This is a genomic window from Calditrichia bacterium (genome assembly GCA_020634975.1).
In the GTDB taxonomy this organism is placed as follows: Bacteria; Calditrichota; Calditrichia; order RBG-13-44-9; family J075; genus JACKAQ01.
Genome location: JACKAQ010000001.1, coordinates 2,081,159 through 2,105,860, shown reverse-complemented (window position 1 = coordinate 2,105,860; position 24,702 = coordinate 2,081,159). Strand labels below are relative to the sequence as shown.

Below are 24,702 nucleotides of genomic sequence, written 5' to 3'. Positions count from 1 at the left end.
TTACGAAAAAATCCCAATGAAAACACCTGCTGAATTTATCGCACATCAACAAAACTGGGCGCAAAACGGTGACGCGCACATCGCCCAATTTTGCCGGAGAGCATGCGATTTTATCCCGCATTTGCTGCCGGAAACGGCGGTCGCGTTCCCCGTTGAAACCACGTTGGATATTCTTCGCCGACGCTACGGCAACTCACTCGATTTGGCAATCAGCGAGCGCGCAACCCACCCCGAAACGCCCATCGAATCGCTGCCGGAATTTTTGCACAGTCCCGTAAAATCTGTACCGGACGGCCGCTGGCTGAAGCGTGTAAAAATGGTTGGCATCAACGTGCGAACCATCGCTAATTTTTGGAATATTGTGGCTTACACGTTTACACTACCGCCGCAACAATCATCCATTCATCTGCTGCCGATTTGGGAGCCGGGCGTTGTGGGCAGCCTGTACGGGATGAGCAGTTGGCAAATTAACCGGGAATTTTTCTGCGAAAAATTGGCCGAACAACTGCCGCATCTAAACACGGTTGAGCGTCAATTGCGCGCCGTAATCAACATTTTGCACCTCACCGGGCGAACCGTGGGCATGGACGTCATTCCCCACACCGATCGTTTTTCGGAAATGGGGCTGGCATTCCCGGAGCATTTCGAATGGCTGCGCCGGAAAGGGCTGCACATCGTCGATCATCGCGCCAATTTGCACGAAATGGTGCAGCAGCAAATTTTCTATTTTCTCCAAAAAAACGGTGCAGCAGGTGCCGATTTGCAATTACCGGGAAGTGCTGCGCACTTTTTTTCGGCAACGCACCCGGAATCATCGCGATTAAAATTGCTGTTCGGGCAACCGGACGAGCCGGAGCAGCGCAAACAACGCCGGATCGCGCTGATCAAACATCTGCATACTGCCGGATACGAACCGGTGCCAGCCACAATGGGGCCGCCCTATCGCGGACTGCTGGTGGACGAATCCCCGGCGGCTCGTAAAATTGATGAAAACGGGCTGGAATGGCGCGATTTCCGCATCGCCAAACCGGAGGACTTTTCGCGCGTTTTTGGTCCGCTGGCACGATACAAATTGTTCGAAAGCATCGACGATAACCGCGATTGGCAGATCGATTTTTCGCATCCGCGACCGGCCGTCTGGCAATACGTTTGCGAACACTACGCCGATGTTCAGCGGCGATTCGGTTTTGATTTTATGCGCGGCGATATGGCCCACGTGCAAATGCGCCCGGAAGGTGTTCCTGTGCAAATTCCGCAATATTATGACTTACTAAAATCTGTCAAACAATTTATCCGCACAGAAAATCGCGTGCCGTATTTCGGCTATTTTGCGGAATCCTTTTTGGCACCACCAAACGTCATCGGCTACGGCGATGAAATCGAGCATCTCGAAGCCAGCGATGCGGACAGCACACTCGGCGATCTGCAATCGATGGTGGTCGGCTCGGCGGAGTTCCGGCGCAACTTCCGGCTGTATTCAGACATCGCCAAAACCCGCGCCGTCACCCCAAATTTCACGATGATGACTGCCGACAAAGACGACCCGCGTTTTGACAAATTTTATGTGAACGGCAACGAGTTGCGCCACTTTATCGGACAATGTTTGCCTATGCTGCCCGCATACATGGCGCTCGGTTTCGAAATGCGCGATCCACACCAGAAACCGGCACCGAACGAGCACTACAGCAAACTGTTTGTATTTCAGGAAAAATTGGGGGAGAAGGCCACTAACGGCTCATTTGTCTGGGGAAAAAACGTTCGGCTGTTCGAAAATTTTACGCGGTTAAACTTATTGTTATCAGATATTTGGCAGGAAATTTCAGAAAGCGAATCCCGTTGGATTTTGCCACCGGATATGGCGGATTATTATCCTGCAATCGCCTGGACAGCCGCAATTCCGGCGCCGCAATGGTTGTTTGTCGCCAATCTCGACACGGAAAAAGCAGCCGCAGCCGTTGTGATTCCGGCGCGATATTTGGCGAACGCGCGGCAGATCGAGCGCATTTTTTCGACTGCAGATCAACCACTGCCGGCGAAACCGGTTTCCATCAGCGGCAGCAATTTCAGGATCGCGGAAATGTTGCCCGGCGAAGGGCAAATTTACCAGCTATCCCGCTGATACCACTGGCGAACCACATCTTCCGCCGGTTTGTTGTTTGGTGTAAAATCGTTATCGCGATTGCCGCCGTATTCCAGATAGCTTGGCCACTTCCACCAATAAATGCCGCGCAGCCAATCCGCGTGTTGCATCGTTTCGAAAACGGCGCGATAGCTGCGTGCCTGCGCATCCAGATCGACCGGTTTGCGGCGGGCAGATTCGTGCGGCTGCTGCCACGGTGAGGGCGTGCTGGTGAAACCGATTTCCGTAATCAGCACCGGTTTGCCGTATTTTTTTTGGATAGTCGCCACTCGCGCAGCAATGTTGGAAACGCCCGCCCGCAGCTCCGCATCCGATGGCGCGGTTTTGTCGCTGAGCGGATAGTAGCAGTTCAGCCCGATAAAATCGAGGTCATCCCAAAACGACAGCTTCTCAAAATCATCGCCCCAATTGGCGGCGTAAGTCATTTGCCCGCTATAGAGTTGGCGCAATTTGCCAATCATCTCGCGCCAGCGGTCGCCCTGCGTTGCGGTGGTTTTTACCAGCTCCACACCAACGCACAGCACATCGATTTGATACATTTCCGCCATCAGCGCGTAATGGCGCATCCAGCGATGGTAATTGTTGAAAAATTGCTGCCAATCGGCGTCGGATTGCATGTGGATATCGCCGGGCCAGCTGCCGCCGCCGAGCCAGATGTGCGGTTTCAGCATCACGCTCATGCCCAGCGATTTGGCGGTGAGCGCCGAGTGAATCACGCTTTCGTCATTTTCCGAACCGGAACCGCTGGAAAATCGCAAAAACGCGGGTTTTCCGGGATCGCGCATGAAGCTGAACGGCGTAATCGACACGGCATTTCCGCCCATTTCGGCGAGTTTTGCCAGCGCCGCATCCGATTTTCGGGAGAGATAGCCGTTGTAAATCTGGTAGCCTTCGTGTGCGAAACAAAAGCCTTTGCGGAAATCCCCGAATTTCGGAAAACTGGCGCGATCCGCCGCCATTTGCCCGCGAAATTCGTTCGCCAACTGCGCCAGGTGCCAGTGCCAACCGGCTTCCAGTTTGGCGATTTCCGCTGCCGTTGGCTGCCACGTTTTGTATCTGTCGAGAAATTGTTGTTTGCCCCACACATCCAGCAAATATGCCACAAAACTGCCGGCCAGCGGCGGCATCACCAATGGCGAATCCTGCGCGATTTGCTCGTTATCCAGCAATTCCGCCAGCGGTGCGGCATTGCCGGAATCCCACAATCGCGCTGCCCAATAGCGATATCCTTTTTCGTGCCAATTTTCTGAAAAATAGATACTTAGCCCGATTTCCAAAACTGTTTTCCCGGCTTCGCCGAAATGGTTGCGGAGCAGCAAACGGGCATCGCTGCAAAAATCGTCGCCGCGAATGCCGTCGCGAATAACGCTGTAAATCGCGTTTTTTTCGGCGTCGATATGCGTTAAATCGGTGTTGCCGGTGACCAGCCCTTTGTCTTCGAACGAGCCGAAAATGTGGTAATCGATGCTGTCCTGCGCAGATTTGAGGCCCAAAAATTCGCTGATTTGCCGAAATTTCGCTTCGTGATGTTGGCGAATCCGGGTCATTTCCGCATCGGAAAACTGCACGCCGTGCAGATAAAACCGGTAGTGATCGCCTCCGGCAATCTGCATATCCGCCTGATAATCGCGGTGATTTTCCGGATCAAATGCCCACATTTTTTCGGGGTTCTGCGAAAAAAATCCCATCACCAGCGTTTGGCCGTTGCGCTGCACGCGATAATCCCCGGCGCTATTGAACAGTTGCCGCGATGACCGTTGCAATTCGCGGAGTAAATGGGCATCGGAATTTCCGGTAATCAAATAAACTGCGTGGGTAGAATCGCGCATATTCGGGTAATAAAAAGTGAGCAGATCTGTGGAATCGGCGTAAGTGTTTTCAAACAATTTAAAACTGTTTTGGCGAATTTGTAGCGGCAGTTGTTCAGCAACCGACGCAATCCAGCGATTGGACGCCACAGTGCCGAGCAGATAAACCGTAGTGCCGCGCAAATCGCTGTCGCGAACATCGCTATCCGCCCGGATGTTAAATTTCAGCCAGCGGCCGCGCTGCTGCATTTCCGTCGCAAATTGTTGATATTGTTCACGATAGCGTGCGTCTGTTGCAGCGTAAACCAGCAGCGCCTCACGGGTTTCGAACAATCGCTCGTGCAGCGTTTCGCGGTTGGGCAATTGTTTTCCGGCAGATTTTTCAGGCGTATTTTCCCCGGCATTCGTGAAATCCAAGTGCGCCCCAAAAAACAGGATCATCAGCGCCGCAATCACCGCCAGCACGTATCTCAATTTCATAACGGCTTCATCCCTTTTATTGCATTTCAGCTTTTGCTAACTTAACTTAATTCAGAACTGAACCATTTACAAGGGGCGCATTTTGAAACGAGCGATTATTTTTTTGCTATTGATTTTGGGGTTTATTTCCGGTTGCGATAGTGAAAAATTTCTGAAATACAATTACGACGCGGAAACTCTCGCGAAACAGGTCGTGATTACCGGGAACATCAGCAATCAGTTTACCCTGCGAGGTGTTGAAAACGCCAAGATTTCTTTTGAAGATCAATTTGTGATAACAGATTATTTCGGGAATTACGAACTGCGCTACCAGTTCAGCGCAGATGCGGACCAGGGGCGCGCAATTCCCGTTCGCATCGAAGCGGAGAATTTTTTTGTGCTGGATACCACTCAGGTTGTTTTTCCGGAGCCGATGACATTTAACGTGAAACTGGAATACGCAGCGCCGATTATCGAAGATCTGGCCATCGTTGTGCCCGAAAATGTGTGTCAGGCACTGATCCTCGATTATCAGGGTGTGGAAAATCTATCATCCGTTATTGTCCGGCTGAATTACCGGGACCAGCAGTCCGGAACAGTTTACACAACTCGTGATGTGGCAATGAGTTACGTCGGCAATCACAGCACTTATACCTACCGTTTCCAATGCGACATTCCGGCGGATTATCCGGTAACGGACAAAGGGGATTTGATTCTGCTGACCGCGCAGGACGCAGATGGATTCAGCGATGAGGAACTTCACAACAGCAACCCGCGCACCCCGGATATGCTGCTTTTTCCGAAATAAAATGGCTAATGCGTTTCGCCGAGTTGACGGAACATCACCGGAATATGCTTTTCCAGCGGCGCACCGATCTGGTACAATTGCCAGCCGGCATCGTAATTGGCAATTTTATCCTGCAGCAAATGAACCAGCGCCGCGCTGCTGGCATCGCCATCCCAGTCGAACAGCTCCACCCGGTAGTGATACATTTTTTTCTCACCGTTGATCTTCACTTCCACTTCAATTGTTTGATGCTCATCCAACCGTGGAACATTGATGCAAATATCTGCCATAGTTTTCTCCTTTTTTGTTGAAGTGCGTTCGAATACGATACAGCCACTGTGCGCATTTGGACAAATTCCTGACCGGTCGATCAACAAAATCCTGTTTGAATCGCCCAAATTCCTGTTTATTATTGGCTAATCCGAAACAGACGACTGCGCAAAGCGGCAAAACAGAGCATGAAAGAACACCAAAACCTGCAAATTTCCGGCGCAAACAAACGCCCGGTTTTGATCGACATCCGGTATAACGCAAATCGTACGCCAAAACCGCTGGTCATTTTTGTCCACGGATTTAAAGGATTTAAAGATTGGGGCCATTTTAACCCGATCGCCGATGCGTTCGCGGAACAGCAATTCGTTTTCCTCAAGTTTAATTTTTCGCACAACGGCACCACGCCGGAACACCCGCAGGAATTTGTGGATCTGGAAGCGTTCGGGCAAAATAATTTCAGCTTCGAGCTGGAAGATTTGGGAAACGTGATCGATTTTGCCTGCTCGCGCAAATTTCCCGTTCCCAAAAAAGAATTCGACGCTAACCATATTTATTTATTAGGACATAGTCGCGGTGGCGGGATTGCCATTTTGAAAGCAGTTGAGGATTCCCGGGTGAAAAAAATTGCCACCTGGGCATCGGTGAGCGAATACGGCAAATTTTGGAATGAAGCGATGTTACCGATGTGGCAGGAAAACGGCGTGGTGTATGTGCCGAACGTCCGCACCGGTCAGCAAATGCCGCTTTTTTGGCAACTCTACGAAGATTTTCGCGACAACCGCAACCGGCTGTTGATTCCCGATGCCGTAAAAAAATTGCGCATTCCATTTTTGGTCGTCCACGGCACCGCAGACCTTACCGTGCCATATCAATCCGCACTGGATTTGGTCGATTGGCATCCCGCAGCAACGCTGGTGACGATACTCGGCGGCGATCACACGTTTGGCGGAAAACACCCATTTTCTGACCCGGATTTACCGGAAAGCGCCCAAAAAGCAGTGATGGAAACGGTGGGATTTTTTAAATCCCAATAACGTGCGGGGAACGGTTGCGACCGTTCCGCATACGCAAAAAACTTACCGGCACATAAAATAACGGCGGACAACGAATGATGTGCGGCTACAATTCCGACAGCAGCTTTTTCGCGTGAGCTTTGTGCCCCGCATCATCCGAATCGCTGACAGGCAGTTCCAGCACTTTTTCGAATGCGATCCGCGCTTCATCCTTCATCTTCAATTTTTCGTAAGAAATGCCCAGTTCCAGCCAGTGAACCAGCGTATTCGGTGCAAGTTCGATGGCTTTTTTGAAACACTCCACCGATCGCTCCACCGATGCATCTTTCGGCACCCCGCCCAGAAAAATATTGGCGAAATTGCGCTCCACCCAGCTGAGCGTGGCAATTTTGCGGTTCCAGCGACCGAGCACATGCCATGCGATATCCTCATTCGGATCGAGTTCCAGCGAGCGATCCACCGCTGCGCGAATGTCTTTCGAAAACTGAACGCGCTCTTTCGCACCCGCATCCAGCGCCACGCGACCCAACGCGATGCTCAAAAAGAGATAGCCTTTGGCGCTGTCCGGTGCAATGGCAATGGCGTAATCCGCATATTTCCGGGCGTTTTCGTAGGATACTCGGCGATCATCTTTCTCCGGCAAATTTTCGCCGTAATCCACAAATGCACGACTCAGTTTCCATGCGGCTTCGTAATTCAGCGAATCTGTTTCCAGCGCATGTTGAAAAAAATCCCGCGCTGCGGCATGATTAAACGCGAGGTATGCGGAATCGCCTTTCTGGATAAAATACGCGACATCGTTCGCAAAAACGGCTATCGAGAAAAGCATGCAACTGCAGAAAAAACAGAAGGTTTTGAGCATTGGAGTTTTCCTTTTTGTGTGATTTTTTTTAACCGCAGAGAGCGCAGAGTTTTCCGAAAACAAACCACAAGACAGGCAATGGGATTCCGGCACTCGCCCGGAAAAAACACCTGGCAAAACCGGAATAACAACTTCGAAGTTGATAAAGCTACAGCAACCGCTCGTAAATAGCCAACGTTTGCGCGGCAACTGCCTGCCAGGAATATTTTTTGTGCACACGCTGCAATCCTTTTTCGCGAAACGCGCGGCGTTGTTCCGGGTTTTCCAGCAATTGGCGGATTTTTTTTCGCAAATCCGCCGCATCGGCTTCGGTGAATACCAATCCGGCATCGCCGATGACGTTGGGAATTTCCCCGGATGACGAGCCGATCACCGGCGTGCCGCTGGCCATCGCTTCGATGATCACCCGCCCGAATTTTTCCACCCAATTGGGTCGTGTGAGCGAGGGCAGCACAAACATATCCATCGCGCTCATATATCGGGCAACGGCGTCGTGTTTCGCCGGCGGCAGAAAAACGGCGTTCACGTTCAGCGCCGCAGCCTGTTCCTGCAATCGCGATTTTTCCTCACCGCCGCCGATGAGCAGCAGCGTTGCGGGCAAATCGGCCATCGCTTCCACAAGATATTTCAGCCCTTTGTGTTCCGCCATCGCCCCGACAAACCCGACAATCGGTTTGCCGTCCGGCGAAATTTCCCGGCGCAATTCCGGCAACTCGCGCGGTTGAAACGCGGCGGTGTCCACGCCGTGGGTGACAATTTCCAGCGTGCCGGAATAGCTTTTTTTGCACAACACATCCACCGCATCCTGATTGCGACAGAGCACCGCATCCGCATGGTTGAGGGCATATTTTTCCGTCCAGCGAAACGGCGGTGGGTAATTTTTGAACTGGTGTTGCGAGGCGTGCAGCACTAGTTTTGCGTCCGGCGCATAGCGATTGCGGAAAAACGCCATCTGGAACGAACCGAGGTTGAACGGCTCATCTTCCAGATCGATCACATCCGGCTGGAATGATTTGAGCAGTGACGCCAGCGTATTTCGAAACATCGCAAAATGCAGGTTTCCTGCACCAACGATGTCGCCGATTTGCGTGGCAAACAGCGCATCATCGCGGGTTTCGAGATGCACTTTTTGCCCGCTCCACAGCTCTTTCCAGAATGGCGGCACCAGCATTTTCACGGTTGCGCCGCTTTGCCGGGCGATCTCCTGCGGCAGTGTCTGGTAAAATTTTTGCATAAAAGAGGTGTAGGAAACCATCAATATTTTTGGAGACAACACAGCACTGTTTTTCATTTCGGTCATACGTACCGGCTATTTTTGTCGCTTTGACATATTTTTAAGGAAGTCAAGTTCTTTTTTATCAACAATTTGTAAAAAATATATTAGCAATACATACCCGGCAATTGACAAAATGCCGGCCACGACAACCGGCACATTTTGCAAATAATAAACAATCACCCAAAGCAATGCGCCTGCCAGTAAAATTTTGGCATTGGTGACACTAAAAATATCGAGTTGGAAATGCTTTTTTAACATGATTAGCGCACCGACAACCGTAACACTTTCCGCGGCGATGGTTGCCACACATGCACCAATGATGACGAATTGCGGAATCAGCAGATAATTGAGCATCACATTGAGCAGCATTGCCAGACCGATTAGCGCGGAAACCAGTCGCTGGTGCCCGGTCGCGTTCAGCGAAACCACCAATACCTGTTTCAAAAACAGCAGCGAAAGCCAGATCGCCAGCCATTGCAGCGCAACGGCGGAACCGGCAAATTCATCCGCAAACAAAAATACGACAATTTCATCCGCCAGCATAAACAACACTACGCCGATGGGCACGGCAATCGCCAGCATATATTGAAACGCTCGCTGCATGTTTTGCTGAAACAGGTTGCGGTTTTGCACAAACAGCGCAGAAAACGCCGGAAACAGCGCCACCACAAATGTCTCCGGCAAAAAGGTGAGGCTTTCGATCAACCGTCGTCCGGCAGCGTAAATACCAACAATATCGGCGGTGTGGAAAATTTTCAGCATCACGGAATCGATATTCACCATAATTGCGCCAAACGCGGTGATCATCGCAAACGGCCACGATTCTTTCAGGATGAATCGCGCCAGTTCGCGATCCCATTTCAGCCGGATGCGAAAAAATGTTCGGTGGATAAATCCCAGCGCCAGCAACGCTTTCAGGCATTCAACGGCGGCAAAAACGGCGATCAGCGGCAGCAGCGAAGCGCCGGTTTGCCAGAGAATCAGCGCGGCGATCAGCATCAGGAATCGTTCGGAAATGTAGGTGAGCGCCTCAAATTCCATCCGCTCAAACGAACGAAAAATGGCATAGCTGAATCGGCTGATGCCATCGAAAAACAGAAAAAAGCTGAACAGGAAAATGATGCTGCGTTCAAAATCTGTCCAGTTGGTGAGCCCTGCGATCCCGTTGACCAGCAACAGCGTAATTACTGAAAAAACAATCACTAACGGAAAGGTTGTGCCAAACACTTTTTCTGCGGTTGATTTGTTTTGCGAGATGTGCCGGACGAGATAAGTGCTCATACCAAACTGGGTGAAAATCATAAACAACATCACAAACGAGAAGCCAAAATTGTAAAAACCGTAGCCGTCGTCGCCCAACATTTGGGTCATAATCAAAATCAGCGCGAGGTTGATTAATTTGGCGATGACGTGTCCGGCGTTCAACACCAGCGTATTTCTGGCAATGGTTTTATTTGCGCTCATTGGCTATTTCTATTTTATCGGTGGGAAAAATACGCGGGAAAAGCGGGCAGGCAAAGCGGAAAAATGCAGATCACGAATCAGTATCGGCTTCCTGCAAATCGCCGAGGGCATCGAACAGCGACTGGCGGAGCGTGGTCATCTGATCTTTTCCGAGGGTTTGCCCGTAACCGGCAACCAGCCACGCAGTAAATCCGATCGCTGCGCACAGCGGCGACAGCCAAATGATATCCGAATCCATCCCTAAGCTCAATTGCACCGATCCCCAAATGAGCGAAACCATCGCACAAAACGAAACCGCCGCATAAATGGCGATAAACAGTGTCCAGACCGTTGGCGCCGGACCGAACAAGCAGCGCAACATCGTGCCGTTTTCGTGTTCGTCCACCTGAACGGTTAATCGCGGCGACCAATAGTGGGTTACCGCATCCGGCATCCGCAGCATCGCGTGATGGTTCGATACCATTCCGGTACATTTGGCGTCCGGCGATGTGAGATGGGATTTGATTTTGCCGAGCACCTCGTCGGGCGGCATCTGCGCCAGCAGGCGAAAACGGGGGCGAATTTGCAAACTACCGGTCATTTGTTGCCGAAATCCTTGTTTGGTTGATCGATTTAAACAGCACGAATTTGGGAGGATAAATATAATATTTCGCGGTGAATTCGCAAAATGGAGATTACGGATTTATCTATTTGCCGCAAAGCCGCGAAGCGCGCAAAGGTCTTTGTTTTCCTTTATCCTTTTTCCTTTATCCTTTTTCCTTTATCCTTTTTTTCGCTCCCACAACGCGATCACGATGCCAACAAAAATCAGCAGTGCACCGGCGTAAAACCACGTCTGCGGGATTTCGTTGAATAAGAAAAATGCCAAAATCGACGCCAGCAGCGGTTCACCCAGACCAGCCAGATTCACTTTATACACCTCGATGCGCCGTGCTGCCCAATTGAACATCGAATGCCCGACACCGGTGGGAACGATTGCCAGCATCAGCATAAAAAAATGGGCTTCCGCCGGATGATCAAATAAGGGATATCCCGCTGAAACACTGAACACCAGCAACACAAACGCCGCGCTGCCATACACCCGCAGCAGATACGGCACCAACGGAATATCGTTGCGCATTTTGCGCCCGGTTAAAAAATAGAGCGTTACAAAAACAGCGCTGGACAGCGCGAGCATATCGCCAAAAAATTGCCCGTAAATGCCCGTATTGCTGCCGCTGTTCCAATCTTGCAACGCGATCACCAACACACCGGCAGTTGCCAGTGCAACCGCGAAAACCGCCCGGGAATCGCTGTGCTCTTTCAGCAGAAACGGTGCGAAAATCAGCGCGAAAACCGGTCCGGTGGAGCCGATGATCAGCGCATGCGCAACAGTGGTAAATTTCAGCGAGCCAATCCAGGTGACAAAGTGCAGCGCCAGCATCAGCCCCGCGAAAAAAATTTGCCATCGTGAGCGGGCGGGCAGCGGTTTCACCGGATTTTTCTGTCGCCACTGGAGCAGCGCAAAAATGCCGGTTGCCCAAAACATCCGGTAAAACGCGATGATCATCGACGGCGTATCGCCGCACCAACGCACAAAAATCGCAGCGAACGCCACCGCCAGCACCGCCAGCAACAGCCCGAGATATGTGTTGATTTTCTGCCCGTCGCTATCGTTTTGCACCTTGCTTAACCTCTCGCGAATTGCTATAATTCGATATTCAAAATGAGAGAAAGATAACGCAAAACCGCGAACATAAACAAACCAAATAAAGGGAGACGGATATGTCCGGCAAAACATTTGACGATACCGCACTGGAATTCATGAAAATTTATTTCACCTGCAACCCGGAAAAGCTGCCCAAAGAGGCCGACAAAGCTTTTATAGAAATGCAGAAAATTTTCAGCAGCTACAAAGAAAAGCTGATTGAAAAAGGCATCAAAAAGAACACGGATTTTTTCAGCGATAAATTTTGATCCGATTTTCGTAAGGGCGAACAGCCGTTCGCCTTTACCTCTCAACAGCCGAACCCTCTAAAAACAACATTCAGGAGGTTTATGTCCACGGAAGCGGACAAATCGCCACAAAAACCCGCCCGCCCGCAACTCACCGAAAATCAGCAACTGGCGTTGGCGACGGACAAAAATATCTCCGTCACCGCCGGCGCGGGATCGGGAAAAACCACCATTTTGGTGGAGCGCTATCTGCGCCTCATTCTGGACGAAAAACAGGATGTGCGCAAAGTGCTGGCGATTACCTTCACGGAAAAAGCGGCCGCAGAAATGAAAGAGCGCGTCGCCCGAATGATCCGCGAACGGCTCGATAGCGAAACAGACAGCCAGAAACGCGAACGGCTGCTGGAACTCCGCGAACGTCTCAGCTCCGCGCAAATTTCCACGATTCACGCATTTTGTTCCCGGCTGCTGCGCGAATACGCCGTGGCTTCCGGCGTTGACCCGGATTTTTCCGTTCCGGGCGATTTGCAGCAAAATTTGCTGGTGCAGGACGCCATCAACGATGTGTTCGAAGCGTTGGACAAACGCACCCTCGACAGCGACGTTTCGCCGGAAGAATGGCACGAACTGCTCCGCCAACTGCCGCCCAACGAGCTGCGGCGGACGCTGGCAATGCTGCTCAGCCAACCCTACCAATCCCAACAATTGCAAAAAAAACTGGCTGCCGAAAGCGACGAACAGATGTTCGAATGGCTGGAATCGCAGTTTTTCATACTGCTGGAGCGGCATGTCGGAACGGCAGCGCTGCTGCACGATCTGCTGCCGATCATCCGCGAAATTCTTTCGGCGAAAGTGGAGCGATCCCGGCTGAAAGACGGTGGCAAAACCGCATTTCAGTTATTTGACGAAGTGCTGGTGAACGACGCCAGCACCGCCAGCCGTTTGCTGCTCTGGCAGCAATTGCTCACGCTTTCCGTGCTGATGACCACCAACGACGCAACTGCCTACAAACGCGATTTGCGCCCCATCGGTGTAAAAGCCGATCTCGGCGAGGCGTTCGAACCGCTCAAAAACCTCAGCCAGACCATTGTGCCGTTGGCGGAATTTGCCAAACGATTCGGCGAAAACGCGCCCGGCGATCTCGACAAACTTGGTTTGCACAACCAGCGTATGGTGTTGAAATTATACGCATTGGCGAACCAGATTTACCGCGATCGCAAAGAGGAGCGCGGCTTTCTCGATTTTGACGATCTGCAAATTTACGCCCTGCAAATGCTGGAAAATCACGCTGCCGTTCGCAACGATTTGCGGCATCGTTACAGCTACATCATGGTGGACGAATTTCAGGACACCAACGATTTGCAGTGGGACATCATCAGCAAAATGGGCATTCACGACGGGCAACTGGACGAGAAAAAATTCTTCGTGGTGGGCGATCCGAAACAATCGATTTACGGCTTCCGCAACGCGGATGTTCGGGTGTTCAAATCCGTGAAAACCCAGTTTGCGGCGCGCAACGGCAGCCAAAATCCTGCCGATTACACCGGAAACGTGGTGCTACAGGACAGCTTCCGTTTTCTGCCGGGCATCAACAATTTCACCAATTTTCTGTTCCGGCAGCTCATCGGCACGGATTTGCACAACCCATTCGACGTGGCGTACGAGCCGCTGGCAACCCAGCGCAGCGCGCCGGACACCGCGCACATCGAGCTGGCTGCACTGAACAAAAAAGATCTGGCAGCGCGCAAACTGTCGCAGGAAGATTACATCGCGCAGCGCATTTGCACGTTGCTGAACATCCCTGTGCAGCCGGAAAACGGCGAAACCCTGCCTGCACCGCCACCGCTGCACATTTCCAAACGCGTTGCCGGTGCCGAACAACCCGCGCCCATTCTCCCCGGCGATATCGCCATTCTCATTCCCCGGCGCACCCATTTGCCGGAACTGGAAACCACGCTGCGACGATACGGCGTTCCGTTCAAAACCATCGGCGGGGTGGGATTTTACCGGCGGCAGGAAATTTTCGACGTGTATCATTTGCTGCGATTTCTGGATAATCCCGCGGACGACCTTTCGCTGGTGGCGTTGCTGCGCTCCCCGTTTGCGGGCATCTCCGATGCGGCGCTGTTTTGGCTGGCGCAGGAAAAGGGAAAAACCTGGTTTGGTAAACTGTTGAATATCAACGATTTCGGGATTTACCCGGAGATGGATCGCCAACCGCTGAAGCGCATCCAGCAGCAAATTTTGCGCTGGCAAAAACGCCGCGATCGCCTCTCGCTATCGCGATTGGTCAGCGAAATTTTTGAAGAAAGCCTGTATCGCGCGACGCTGGCGGCGGAGTGGAACGGCGAGCAAATGCTGGCGAATCTCGATAAATTGATCGAGCAAATCCGCGATTTCGAGCAAAGCGGATTTATGGCGCTCTCCGATTTCATCGATTCGCTGCGGGAAACGCTCAATCTCGATCCCCGCGAAGGCGAGGCGCAAATCGCGCTGGAAGACGAGAGCACCGTGAAAATCATGACCATCCACCAATCGAAGGGGCTGGAATTTCCCATCGTTTTGCTGCCGTATCTCAGTCAGCAGGGCAAAAGCAACACCGCGCCGTATCGATTTGACGCCGAGTGGGGACTCTCCGCAAAATGGCGCAATCCCCTCCGCAATTACGAAGCGGGGCCGCCGTTTTTGTTCAACCTGATTCACGAGCGCGACAAACAGAAGGAATTTGCCGAAGCGAAGCGCCTGTTTTACGTGGCGGCAACCCGCGCGAAAGACCAGTTGTATCTCACCGGGACGTATGAAAATTCGGATTTTGCCGGGGAAACCGCGTTCGACTGGCTGGCGCGATTGTTCAATCTGGACGCAACCGCAGGCTTCGCCGAACAAATCCCGGAATTCCGGATTCAGCCAAAAGAGGACGTTTCGCTGAACGTGCTCACCCGGATTCCCAACGTGCAGGTTGCCGAAGTTCAGCGCAGGGAAATTTTGCCCGCGCTCGATGCGCACAGCCAGACGCTGGACGATGTTGCCAACGGGAAATTGCCGCAATCCGAATTGCCGGTGCACCTCCGTAAAATTGACGATTCGCCGAAAGGCGTCACATTTTCCGCGACGCAGTTGCTCACCTTCAACAGCGATCCCGACGCGTATTTTTTGCGCTACCATCGCGGATTTTTTGAGAGCGATTACGAATTTCTCACCCGTTTCGCCGAAGCGGATGCGCTCAGTTTGCTGAAAGGGAAAATTGTCCACAAAATGCTGGAGGATGGCTTGCCCGCGGACGAGGGAGAATTGCTCGCCCGGCTGGACGATGCGTTTTTCCAATACGAAATTTTTGACGAAGAGGAGCGCACGGATTTCCGGCGGGAAATTCCCGCGCTGATGCTGCCGTTTATCGCCAGCGACACAGCGCAGGAAATTTTCGGCGCAACCGCGTTTCACAACGAACTGAGCCTGACCATGCGCATCGCCGATGATTTTTTCACCGGAACGCTGGATCGCGTGTATCAAAACGGCAGCGGCGAATGGGAAGTGATCGATTACAAAACCAACAATATCAAAGCTGCTGAAGTGCAAAAAACCGGTGAAAAATACGGCATGCAAATGAAGGGCTACGCCCTGCTGCTGGCGCAGGTTTTTCCGGAGCAAACGGCCTATCGGGTGCGGCTGTATTTTCTCAAACCGCAGCGGATGTTCGAGCAGGTGTTCTCACCCGCGGATGTTGATGCGATCAAAAACGAGTTTGCCGGAATTATCGCGCAAATCAAACAATTTCAACCCTTTGGCGACAAATTACCCGCCGACCGGGATGAAAATGAACACCGGGCTTAAACCCGGTGCTCATTCAAAAAACGTCACTCTGCTTTCCCGACAACCGTAAAATTTCCGCCGACAAACAAATTGCCGCCGCTCGCTGCCAGCGCGTACACAAACGCGGGAAATTCTTCCTGCATTTCATTGTAAGCCCCGCCACTCAATTCCTGAAACACATTGTTATTCACCACCGCAACATTGTTCAGCGCCACTTCACCAATCACCGGGAAGTGCCCGCCGGTAGCAATCATGCTGTTGTAGCTCCGCACCGTGTGCCCGATATTTTGGTAAAATCCGCCGCCGTGCGGATAAGATTCACCCAAATAAAGCCAGCTTTCCCCATTCCATTTGGCAAACAGATAAAATCCTTCTTCCAGAAAAAACTGTCCGGCAACGTAAATTTCAGTACCGATTTTGGCAATTTTGTTGACTACCCCTCTCGGGCCATTGCCCAGCGAAACCCATGTTTCGCCATTCCACATGGCGATATTGTATGCCGCCGGATTGCTGCCAACATTGGAAAAATCCCCGCCGATGTACACCATCCCGCCGTCAACCAGAATATCGCGCACGCTGCCCTCGCCGTTCACGCCACCACCGAGGCTTTCCCACACACGGCTGAAACTGTTCCATCTGGCGATCCCGCGGGTACCGGCGACTTCGTCCGTTGCGGTGAATTCGCCACCAACATATACTGAATTATTGTCGATGCGAATTGCCCGAACCGTGCCGTTTGTGCCGTTTCCGAGCGTATCCCATAGCGATGTCGCCAGGCTAAAATAGGCAATATTTTCTGCGTAAAGCGGTTCGTAATCCAGCCCATTTCCAACGGGATTGTGCACCGTATTAAAAACGCCGCCGACATATACGCCGCTGCCATCTGCATCCATCCCGTAAACATCGCCCGGTGTTAAAAAAATATCTTTGGTAACACCCGGTGCGGCTGCCGCGCCGAATCCGCGCCACTGTTCACCATCCCAAAATGCGATGCTGTTGAACTCTTTCGCATCTGCGAAATCGAATGTGCCGCCGACATACAATCGTCCGTTGTCATAATCCAGCGCGTTTACGCTGGCAAAACCGTTTTCAACCGAACTGACGCCGTTCCCGAGGCTTTTCCACTTCGAGCCGTCCCATTGGGCAATGTGGTTTACAGCAAACGCATCAGACCCGGAACCAGGTCCCGGCTGGGTGGGTGCAGATTTGCAGGAAAACGGATCGCAACCGCTGAGCATCCAGATGGTGCCGAGCACAAAATAAATTTTCATTCGCCAACGGCGATACAATTTGACAAATGTCATAACTAACTCCTTTAATTTATCGGATATTTTCTGATGATTTGCGCGGCGGGAAGTATTGCGGGAAAATGAGATCAGCATTCGTGCGCATTATTTTGATGAAACAGTTACACAAATTCACGCTTTCAATTACACCAGAATTTGCCAACTTTCGTGTGATTTTACCACTACATCTTTGTGGGGGGAATGCGGGTACCGCGCACAAAAACCGATAAAAATCAATAGTTTACAAAGGATATTTTTTTTAAAATCAGTTACTTCGAGATTTTTGCGTTTGCAGAAATGACCATTTTTTATGCACATATTTCGGTAGTGCCTCAAATTGAGCATTGAAAAGGAAAAAGCACATGAGCTTTAAAATATTGTCGTGGAATGTGGAAGCGTTTAAAGGCAGCAGCGAACGGTTGCCGCGCGTGGTGGATCACATCAAAACGGACGAGCCGGACGTGATCGGGTTGTTCGAAGTGGAAAATATGGACATTATCGATTTGGTGGACAATTATTTCCCCGGCTACAATTTCCATTTGACGCAGGGCAGCCAAAACAAAGAGATTCTGGTCGGTTATCGGAAGGATAAATTCGAAACGGTCATTTTCACCCAAAAACGCGAATTTAAGGTGTACAATCCGTTTCTGCGCCCCGGCGCATTGCTGACAGTAAAATATTTGGGAAAGCTGTATAACATCCTGTTTTTACACACAGATAGCGGCACAGAAGCAGCGGATTTCGGGAACCGGCAGGAGATGTTTGATAAAATCTGGCGGCTGAAAAAAACGCTCAATCGAGTTGGAAAATCAGAGAATGCGCCGTTCATCGTTCTCGGCGATTTGAACACGATGGGATTGAATTTTCCGACGCGCCGGAAATCGGATCAACGCGTTTCGGCAATCGATGAAATTGTTACGCTGGACAGCGTCGGCAGCAAAACCGGAATGACGGTGTTGCCCAAAAACGAGCCGGAAACGTTCAATAATTTGCGGCTGCAATCCAATCTGGATCACGTGGTGGCATCGACGAGTATTGCGTTTGCAGAGATTGGCAAAGATGTGGCGAATAATCCGCAGTTCGTATCGGTGCGCGGGTGGAACCAGCTTTCCGGCAACGAACGGAAGGATTTTATCGATCATATTTCCGATCACAGCTCGCTGACAGTGACGGTGTTGGAGTGACATTTCGGGTGGTTTCGACTCCGCTCAACCACCGGGAAATACAGCAATGCTCAACCACCGGGAAATACGGCAATGCTCAACTGCCGGGAAAACTACATCATCCGGATCACAATCATGGTCATATCATCCGACTGCGGCGTGCCGTTGGCGTGTGTGTTCACGGCAGAAAAAACGGTTTCGATAGTTTGCTGCGAGCCCAGTGCGTAATTTTTTGCCAGCAAATCCACCAGTTGATCCTCGCCGAATTCCTCCTCTTTGGCGTTCATCGCCTCGGTAATGCCGTCGGTGGTAATCACCAGTTTATCGCCAAAGGTCAGCTCAATCGCCTCCTGCTGAAACACGAAATTTCCTAAAAATCCCAACACAATACCGCCGGTTTGCAATTGCACAACCGTGCCGTCCGCGCGTTGCAAAAATGGCGCATCATGACCGGCGTTGCAGTAGGTAAGCGTTTTTTGACGTTTGTCGAGCACGCCCAAAAACATCGTCACAAATTTGCCGGAATCGGTGCTGGCGTGCACCAACCGGTTTGCCAGCCGGATGCACTCCGCCGGTTCGGGAAATCCCAGCGCCAGGCTGCGAATGGTCGCCTGGGTATTTGCCATCAGCATGGCTGCGGGCAAACCTTTTCCGGTGATGTCGCCAATCGAGAACAGCAGCCGGTCGTTATCCAGCGGGATAAAATCGAAACAATCGCCGCCGACTTCTTTTGCGGGAATGGCTTTTCCGGCGATATCGAAACCGGGAAACGCCGGCGCGGATTGCGGCAACAGCTTGATCTGGATGTCTCGCGCCAGCCGCATTTCTTCGCGAACGCGAATGAGCGCCTGCTGTTCTTCCAGCAGTCGTGCGTTGTCGATCACCTGCGTCGATTGCGCCGCGATAATCGACAGCAACCGTTGGTCTTCCGCGGTAAAATCGCCGGATTTTTTGTTGAACACCGAAATCACTCCGCGAATTTCCCCGCGAGACATCAACGGCACAGAAAGCAGCGAGCGAAACTGCTGCGCATCCGCCGATGCCAGCCGGCCAAACCGTTCATCATTTGCCAAATTGTTCACCAACAGCGGTTTGCTGTTTTTGAGCACCCAACCGGTCAATTGCGCATCCAGCCGGTAAGGGAGCACCGGGTTGGAGGTATCTGCCTGCCGGACCATTGTTTGCAGCGGGGTGGAGTTTTCGTCATTTCCCGCATCCAGCAGCGAAACAGCCGCCTGTTCCACATTTAAATGTTTTACACATTTTTTGACCATCAATCCAATGATGCTGTCCAGATTCATGGTTGAGTTTATGGTGGTAGCAATTTCATTCAGCACGGTCAACTCATCTACCGCGCGACGCAATCGCAGGTTTTCCTGCTGCAGTTTTCCGGCATCTTGTGGTGCCAAATATTCATTGCTCATCGGTGCATCCCCGCTAATTTTGTGATTCCAAAGTTTAGCGATTTTGCCGCAGGATGACAAATAATATTTGCCCACCGGACATGCCGGTCAGATTTTCGCGACAGTGATATTTTGTTCATATTTTCCGGGCGAAAACCAGGTTTTTCGCGATCGATACACCAACAGACAACCGACCGCACAAATACTATACAAAAATTCACTAAAACTTGTTGAAATTGGTAAATAAATTCCTTATTTTAGATGGCGTTCTGCAATCGTTTGCGTATATTTTGTTTGGAAAAAGACCAAAAATTATGTATTTTGGAAAGTTTTTCACAAGCAAAAATCCTGCGGAGTACGATCATGAAATTCAGCATTCAAAGAGATGAAATTTACGAGGCTATTCAAAAGGTTGCCAACGTAATCCCCCAGCGTTCGACGATCGCGATTACGCAAAATATTTTGTTCATCGCAGAAGACGGTCAACTGCAATTGATCGCTACGGATCTCGAAATTACCATTGCATCCAACGTTCGTGCGGAAATAGAAGAAGAAGGTCGTATCGCCCTTCCGGGACGATTGATTCACGACATCGTCCGGGAATTGCCCAATGTGGAACTAACATTTGAATCCGGCGCCAACAACCGGTTGAAATTGCGCTCCAGTTTTGGCGAATACAAAGTGGGCGGCGAAAATCCCGATGAATTTCCCAAACGCCCGCAACTGGAAGCGATTAAAGAAATTGTGCTCCCCAACGATGTGCTGAAGCGATTGGTGGAAAAAACCATTTTCGCCTGCTCGTCAGACGAACTGCGCCCGGCGCTCACCGGCGTTTTCTTCGAAATCGGCGATAAGCAGATCCGCACCGTGGCAACGGACGGTCACCGCTTGGGTATGCTCACATACGAAGACACGGCGCTGCCGGAAGATGCCATCAACGCGATCATTTCCACCCGCGCGCTCAATTTTGTGCTGCGCAGTCTGGAAGGTCAGGGGCTTACCGCCCTCACGCTTGGCGGTCGCCATGCCCGTTTTCACATGGAAAATACCCAGCTGTATGCCCGGCTCATCGAAGAAAATTATGTGGATTACAATCGGGTTATCCCGAGCGAAAGCAATTTTTCATTGACACTTAACGCAGCGGATTTTTTGGCATCGGTAAAACGGGTGTCGCTGTTTTCCAATCCCATCACCGCGAAAGTGGTGCTGAACATTAATCCCGATCATATTCAGGTGCAGGCGGAAGATATGGATTGCGGCGGCGAAGCTACCGAAGAAATCCCCTGCGAATTTACCGGCGAGAGTTTTTCAATCGGCTTTAACAGCCGCTATTTGCAAAATGTGCTGCGCCACGTGGATGCAGAAGAAGTTGTGCTGCGGCTCCTCCGCCCCGATTACGCGGTGTTGCTGGCACCCGGCACTTCCCCGGAAAATGAAACGCAGCTCATGCTCCTCATGCCGATTCGGTTGGACTAACAAAAGGAACGTAACGGATGCGTCCGTCATCCTTGTTTTTACAGAATGCAATTAAAGCGTTTAGCTCTATTGAATTTTAGAAATTACACAGACGCAGAAATCGAGTTTGCCGATGGCGTGAATGTCATCTACGGCGAAAACGGTGCGGGAAAAACCAGTATTCTGGAAGCGATCCACTACCTCGCGCTCACCAAAAGTTTTCGCGCCGGCACCGATAAACATTTGGTCTCGAATAAAGCGGATATGTGTCGCGTTCAGGGCGAGTTTGCCGGTGCCAACGGCAACACCACCCGCACCACCATTGCTTACGCGCTGGATTCCGGCAAACACCTCACCGTCAATGGACAAAAGATGCAGATATTTTCCGAATATATCGGCGATGTGCCGGTTGTGCTGCTGCATCCGGCGGATCTCAATTTGTCTCAGGGCGGTCCGCAACTGCGGCGGCGATTTCTGGATGTGCTGCTCTCGCAATCCAGCAAGGTGTATCTGCACAGTTTGATGCAATACAACCGCTCGCTGCGGCAACGCAACCTGCTGCTCCAACAACCCAACTGCGATGTGGAATTGCTAAAATCGTGGGAAGAAAATTTGATCAGTCACGGCGTTGCTGTAATCCAAAAACGACAGCAGGCCGCAACGGAATTGAGCGAACTGGTAAAACAATATTACAAAGCGCTCAGCCAGAAAGACCATAACGGCAAAATTGTTTATCAGTGTAATGTGTCTGCTGAAAACGGACAGGATCTGGAAACCGTTTATCGCCATTTATTCGCCAAAAAACGCGCCGGCGAAATCGAGCAGGGCACCACAATTGTCGGTCCGCATCGCGACGATTTGCTGTTTTTGCTGAACGGCAAAGCGATGAAAACCTACGCCAGCCAGGGCGAGCACAAAACCTGGGTAATTTCGCTGAAACTGGCGGAATTTCATCATTTGGAGGCGCAGCAACATCAGGCGCCGATTTTATTGTTCGACGATATTTTCGGCGAGCTGGATGCCAACCGCATCCGGCAAATGCTGGAACAGCTCAGCACCATCGGGCAGGTATTTGTCACCACCACCTCCCGTAATTTTTTTGATAAAATTCAGCGGTTCGATACGCCGACACATTATTATCATGTGCAAAACGGCAGCGTGGCGCTGGCTTAATTTTTTAAGGATAAAGGATAAGCGATAAAGGATAAATAAATTTAGGAATATCAACAGCTTATTAGCTTTATTTATCCTTTATCCTTCACCCTTTATCTTTTGCGAAGGTAAATATGCGCAGTGCAAAACGAAAAAATGTTCCGGTTGGCGATGCCATCCTCGCGTTTTTCAAAAGCATCGGCGCGGGAGATCGATTTCAGGATAACCTGGCCATCGCTTTTTGGGATGTCAGCGTTGGCGAACAAATTGCTGCACACACAGAGCCGGTGGAAGTGCGCAAAGGCGTGATGTTGGTACGGGTAGACGACGCCACCTGGCGGCAGGAACTGATGTTTCACAAATTTGAAATCATTGAGAAAATAAACCAGAAGATCGGCAAGAACGCGATTAAAGAGATTAAATTTTACTAAAAGGGATTCGTATTATGGCTGAAAACAAACCCCAGCATAATAATTATTCTGCTGACAATATCCAGATTTTGAAAGGATTGGAAGCAGTGCGTAAGCGCCCCGCCATGTATATTGGCGATGTGACGCTGCGCGGTCTGCATCACCTCGTTTACGAAATCGTCGATAACAGCATCGACGAGGCAATGGCCGGCTATTGCGATACGATCAATGTCACCATTTCCGAAGGCGAAGTGATTACTGTGCAGGACAACGGTCGCGGTATCCCGGTGGATAAACACAAAGAAACCAAACAATCCGCGCTGGAAGTAATTATGACCGTTCTGCACGCCGGCGGCAAGTTCGATAAAGATACCTATAAAGTTTCCGGCGGTTTGCACGGCGTTGGTGCATCGGTAGTGAATGCACTTTCGGAATGGTGTACGGTGGAAGTTAGCCGCGACGGACAAGTGTATGTCCAGAATTACGATCGCGGCGTACCTCGCGGATCGGTTGCGGTAACCGGAAAAACCAAAAAATCCGGCACCAAAACATCGTTTAAAGCGGATGAAGAAATTTTCCGCAAAATAAAATACAATTTCGAAACGTTGGCAAACCGGCTACGCGATCTTGCTTTTCTCAACAAAGGCCTGAAAATTATTTTATCCGATGAGCGCGAAGAAGAAAAAATTGACGGCGCGATAAAAGTGGAAGAATTCCACTACAAAGGCGGTTTGGTCGAGTTTGTGAAATATCTGGATCAAAACCGGATTTCGCTGCACAAACCGGTGTATTTTGAAGATGAACGCGAAGGCGTAAACGTAGAAATTTCATTTGGTTATAACGATTCGTACAACGAAAATATTTTCACTTACTGTAACAATGTGAACACGGTTGAGGGCGGAACGCACCTCAGCGGTTTCAAATCTGCACTCACCCGGACGCTCAATTATTACGGCACCAAAAACAATCTCCTGAAAAAAGTGAACATCCAGGGATCGGACACGTTGGAAGGCATCACCGCCATCGTGAGCGTAAAGGTTGCGGAGCCGCAATTTGAAGGGCAAACCAAAACCAAATTGGGCAACGGTGAGGTGAAGGGGATTGTCGAATCCATCACCAACGAAAAGCTCGGTGAATTTTTGGAAGAAAACCCGCCCATCGCCAAAAGAATCATCGAAAAATGTATTGCCTCTGCCCACTCCCGCGAAGCTGCCCGCAAAGCCCGCGATCTCACCCGCCGCAAAAGTGCGCTGGAAAGCAGCACGTTGCCGGGCAAATTGGCAGATTGCTCCATCAACGATCCGGCACAATGCGAAATTTATCTGGTTGAGGGCGACTCGGCAGGTGGTTCCGCAAAACAGGGTCGTGATCGCCGGTTTCAGGCGATTTTACCGCTGAAAGGTAAAATCCTGAACGTGGAAAAAGCGCGATTGCACAAAATTCTATCCAATGACGAAATAAAAACCATCATCACCGCGCTGGGAACGGGCATCGGCGAAGGCGATTTTGATATCGCAAAACTGCGCTACGGCAAAGTGATTATCATGACTGACGCCGACGTGGACGGATCGCACATCCGCACGCTGTTGCTCACCTTTTTCTTCCGCTACATGCGCGAACTGATCGAACTGGGCAATGTTTACATCGCCCAACCGCCGCTTTACAAAATCAAAAACGGCAAACAGGAATCCTACGCATACGATGATGATGAAAAAGATGACCTGCTTAAACGTTTCTCCAAAAATGGCGATGGCGTTGGCAACAATAATATTCAACGATACAAAGGTTTGGGCGAAATGAACCCGGAACAGCTGTGGGAAACCACTATGAATCCGGAAAAACGAACCTTGCTGCAAGTAACCCTGGAAAACGCTGCAGAAGCGGATCACATTTTCAGCACGCTGATGGGCGACCAGGTTGAGCCGCGCCGGGCATTTATCGAGCGCAACGCCCGCTATGTGCGGAACCTGGATATCTAATTGAAAAACCTGAATTTAATCGACGTA

19 protein-coding genes are annotated in these 24,702 nt (G+C 50.9%); 10 read left to right on the top strand and 9 right to left on the bottom strand.

What is annotated here, in order from left to right; genetic code table 11:
* The first annotated feature begins 16 nt into the window (after positions 1-16).
* Positions 17-2,119, top strand: coding sequence for a hypothetical protein (locus H6629_08540; GenBank protein ID MCB9067839.1), 2,103 nt, complete (start codon positions 17-19; stop codon positions 2,117-2,119).
* Here the strand turns inward: H6629_08540 and H6629_08535 are convergent.
* Positions 2,101-4,428 (bottom strand): hypothetical protein, encoded by a 2,328-nt coding sequence (locus H6629_08535; GenBank protein MCB9067838.1) that lies wholly within the window; start codon positions 4,426-4,428, stop codon positions 2,101-2,103. The two genes, H6629_08540 and H6629_08535, sit on opposite strands and share 19 nt — an antisense overlap.
* Positions 4,429-4,510: 82 nt before the next feature.
* Between H6629_08535 and H6629_08530 the strand changes: the two genes are divergently transcribed.
* Entirely contained in the window at positions 4,511-5,215 is a 705-nt protein-coding gene (locus H6629_08530) for a hypothetical protein (GenBank protein MCB9067837.1), read from the top strand.
* Positions 5,216-5,220: 5 nt separating this feature from the next.
* Here the strand turns inward: H6629_08530 and H6629_08525 are convergent, their stop codons facing one another.
* Positions 5,221-5,484: a hypothetical protein gene (locus H6629_08525; protein MCB9067836.1), complete on the bottom strand. Its 264-nt coding sequence runs from the start codon at positions 5,482-5,484 to the stop codon at positions 5,221-5,223.
* Positions 5,485-5,652: 168 nt separating this feature from the next.
* Between H6629_08525 and H6629_08520 the strand changes: the two genes are divergently transcribed.
* Positions 5,653-6,501, top strand: coding sequence for an alpha/beta fold hydrolase (locus tag H6629_08520; GenBank protein MCB9067835.1), 849 nt, complete (start codon positions 5,653-5,655; stop codon positions 6,499-6,501).
* Between the two features lie 85 nt (positions 6,502-6,586).
* Here H6629_08520 and H6629_08515 read toward each other — a convergent pair whose 3' ends face one another.
* The 5 genes from H6629_08515 to H6629_08495 all read right to left on the bottom strand — a co-directional run bounded on the left by H6629_08515 (position 6,587) and on the right by H6629_08495 (position 11,745).
* Complete coding sequence (locus tag H6629_08515; GenBank protein MCB9067834.1) at positions 6,587-7,342, bottom strand: hypothetical protein; 756 nt, start codon at positions 7,340-7,342, stop codon at positions 6,587-6,589.
* A 148-nt stretch (positions 7,343-7,490) separates the two neighbouring features.
* A complete protein-coding gene (locus H6629_08510; GenBank protein MCB9067833.1) occupies positions 7,491-8,642 on the bottom strand; it encodes a glycosyltransferase family 4 protein in 1,152 nt (383 codons plus the stop codon).
* A 9-nt stretch (positions 8,643-8,651) separates the two neighbouring features.
* Entirely contained in the window at positions 8,652-10,082 is a 1,431-nt protein-coding gene (locus tag H6629_08505; protein ID MCB9067832.1) for a flippase, read from the bottom strand.
* A gap of 70 nt (positions 10,083-10,152) precedes the next feature.
* The gene (locus tag H6629_08500; protein MCB9067831.1) at positions 10,153-10,662 is read right to left on the bottom strand and encodes a hypothetical protein; all 510 of its coding nucleotides are present in this window, start codon (positions 10,660-10,662) and stop codon (positions 10,153-10,155) included.
* Between the two features lie 180 nt (positions 10,663-10,842).
* On the bottom strand, positions 10,843-11,745 hold the full coding sequence (locus tag H6629_08495) for a DMT family transporter (protein ID MCB9067830.1): 903 nt from the start codon (positions 11,743-11,745) through the stop codon (positions 10,843-10,845).
* A gap of 101 nt (positions 11,746-11,846) precedes the next feature.
* Between H6629_08495 and H6629_08490 the strand changes: the two genes are divergently transcribed.
* Positions 11,847-12,038, top strand: coding sequence for a hypothetical protein (locus tag H6629_08490; GenBank protein ID MCB9067829.1), 192 nt, complete (start codon positions 11,847-11,849; stop codon positions 12,036-12,038).
* Positions 12,039-12,119: 81 nt separating this feature from the next.
* On the top strand, positions 12,120-15,848 hold the full coding sequence (locus H6629_08485; GenBank protein MCB9067828.1) for a UvrD-helicase domain-containing protein: 3,729 nt from the start codon (positions 12,120-12,122) through the stop codon (positions 15,846-15,848).
* A 23-nt stretch (positions 15,849-15,871) separates the two neighbouring features.
* Here the strand turns inward: H6629_08485 and H6629_08480 are convergent, their stop codons facing one another.
* Entirely contained in the window at positions 15,872-17,131 is a 1,260-nt protein-coding gene (locus H6629_08480; protein MCB9067827.1) for a hypothetical protein, read from the bottom strand.
* 344 nt (positions 17,132-17,475) lie between these two features.
* Between H6629_08480 and H6629_08475 the strand changes: the two genes are divergently transcribed.
* Positions 17,476-18,297, top strand: coding sequence for an endonuclease/exonuclease/phosphatase family protein (locus H6629_08475; GenBank protein ID MCB9067826.1), 822 nt, complete (start codon positions 17,476-17,478; stop codon positions 18,295-18,297).
* Positions 18,298-18,389: 92 nt separating this feature from the next.
* Here the strand turns inward: H6629_08475 and H6629_08470 are convergent, their stop codons facing one another.
* Positions 18,390-19,700, bottom strand: coding sequence for a SpoIIE family protein phosphatase (locus H6629_08470; GenBank protein ID MCB9067825.1), 1,311 nt, complete (start codon positions 19,698-19,700; stop codon positions 18,390-18,392).
* 342 nt (positions 19,701-20,042) lie between these two features.
* On the opposite strand from H6629_08470, the gene dnaN reads away from it, so the two are divergent.
* The 4 genes from dnaN (at position 20,043) to gyrB (ending at position 24,675) form a co-directional block, all read left to right on the top strand.
* Positions 20,043-21,155, top strand: coding sequence for a DNA polymerase III subunit beta (gene dnaN / locus H6629_08465; protein MCB9067824.1), 1,113 nt, complete (start codon positions 20,043-20,045; stop codon positions 21,153-21,155).
* Positions 21,156-21,224: 69 nt separating this feature from the next.
* Positions 21,225-22,307 (top strand): DNA replication/repair protein RecF, encoded by a 1,083-nt coding sequence (recF, locus tag H6629_08460; protein MCB9067823.1) that lies wholly within the window; start codon positions 21,225-21,227, stop codon positions 22,305-22,307.
* A 113-nt stretch (positions 22,308-22,420) separates the two neighbouring features.
* Complete coding sequence (locus H6629_08455) at positions 22,421-22,717, top strand: DUF721 domain-containing protein (GenBank protein ID MCB9067822.1); 297 nt, start codon at positions 22,421-22,423, stop codon at positions 22,715-22,717.
* 14 nt (positions 22,718-22,731) lie between these two features.
* The gene (gene gyrB / locus H6629_08450) at positions 22,732-24,675 is read left to right on the top strand and encodes a DNA topoisomerase (ATP-hydrolyzing) subunit B (protein MCB9067821.1); all 1,944 of its coding nucleotides are present in this window, start codon (positions 22,732-22,734) and stop codon (positions 24,673-24,675) included.
* Positions 24,676-24,702: the final 27 nt, after the last annotated feature.

Bases quoted from the DNA above. Each gene is read 5' to 3' on its own strand.
- H6629_08455 (MCB9067822.1), top strand. From the start codon at position 22,421: ATGCGCAGTGCAAAACGAAAAAATGTTCCGGTTGGCGATGCCATCCTC.
- H6629_08475 (MCB9067826.1), top strand. From the start codon at position 17,476: ATGAGCTTTAAAATATTGTCGTGGAATGTGGAAGCGTTTAAAGGCAGC.
- H6629_08470 (MCB9067825.1), bottom strand. From the start codon at position 19,700: ATGAGCAATGAATATTTGGCACCACAAGATGCCGGAAAACTGCAGCAG.
- H6629_08535 (MCB9067838.1), bottom strand. From the start codon at position 4,428: ATGAAATTGAGATACGTGCTGGCGGTGATTGCGGCGCTGATGATCCTG.
- gyrB (MCB9067821.1), top strand. From the start codon at position 22,732: ATGGCTGAAAACAAACCCCAGCATAATAATTATTCTGCTGACAATATC.
- H6629_08505 (MCB9067832.1), bottom strand. From the start codon at position 10,082: ATGAGCGCAAATAAAACCATTGCCAGAAATACGCTGGTGTTGAACGCC.
- H6629_08520 (MCB9067835.1), top strand. From the start codon at position 5,653: ATGAAAGAACACCAAAACCTGCAAATTTCCGGCGCAAACAAACGCCCG.
- H6629_08515 (MCB9067834.1), bottom strand. From the start codon at position 7,342: ATGCTCAAAACCTTCTGTTTTTTCTGCAGTTGCATGCTTTTCTCGATA.
- H6629_08500 (MCB9067831.1), bottom strand. From the start codon at position 10,662: ATGACCGGTAGTTTGCAAATTCGCCCCCGTTTTCGCCTGCTGGCGCAG.
- H6629_08490 (MCB9067829.1), top strand. From the start codon at position 11,847: ATGTCCGGCAAAACATTTGACGATACCGCACTGGAATTCATGAAAATT.
- dnaN (MCB9067824.1), top strand. From the start codon at position 20,043: ATGAAATTCAGCATTCAAAGAGATGAAATTTACGAGGCTATTCAAAAG.
- H6629_08525 (MCB9067836.1), bottom strand. From the start codon at position 5,484: ATGGCAGATATTTGCATCAATGTTCCACGGTTGGATGAGCATCAAACA.
- H6629_08510 (MCB9067833.1), bottom strand. From the start codon at position 8,642: ATGACCGAAATGAAAAACAGTGCTGTGTTGTCTCCAAAAATATTGATG.
- H6629_08540 (MCB9067839.1), top strand. From the start codon at position 17: ATGAAAACACCTGCTGAATTTATCGCACATCAACAAAACTGGGCGCAA.
- H6629_08485 (MCB9067828.1), top strand. From the start codon at position 12,120: ATGTCCACGGAAGCGGACAAATCGCCACAAAAACCCGCCCGCCCGCAA.
- H6629_08480 (MCB9067827.1), bottom strand. From the start codon at position 17,131: ATGACATTTGTCAAATTGTATCGCCGTTGGCGAATGAAAATTTATTTT.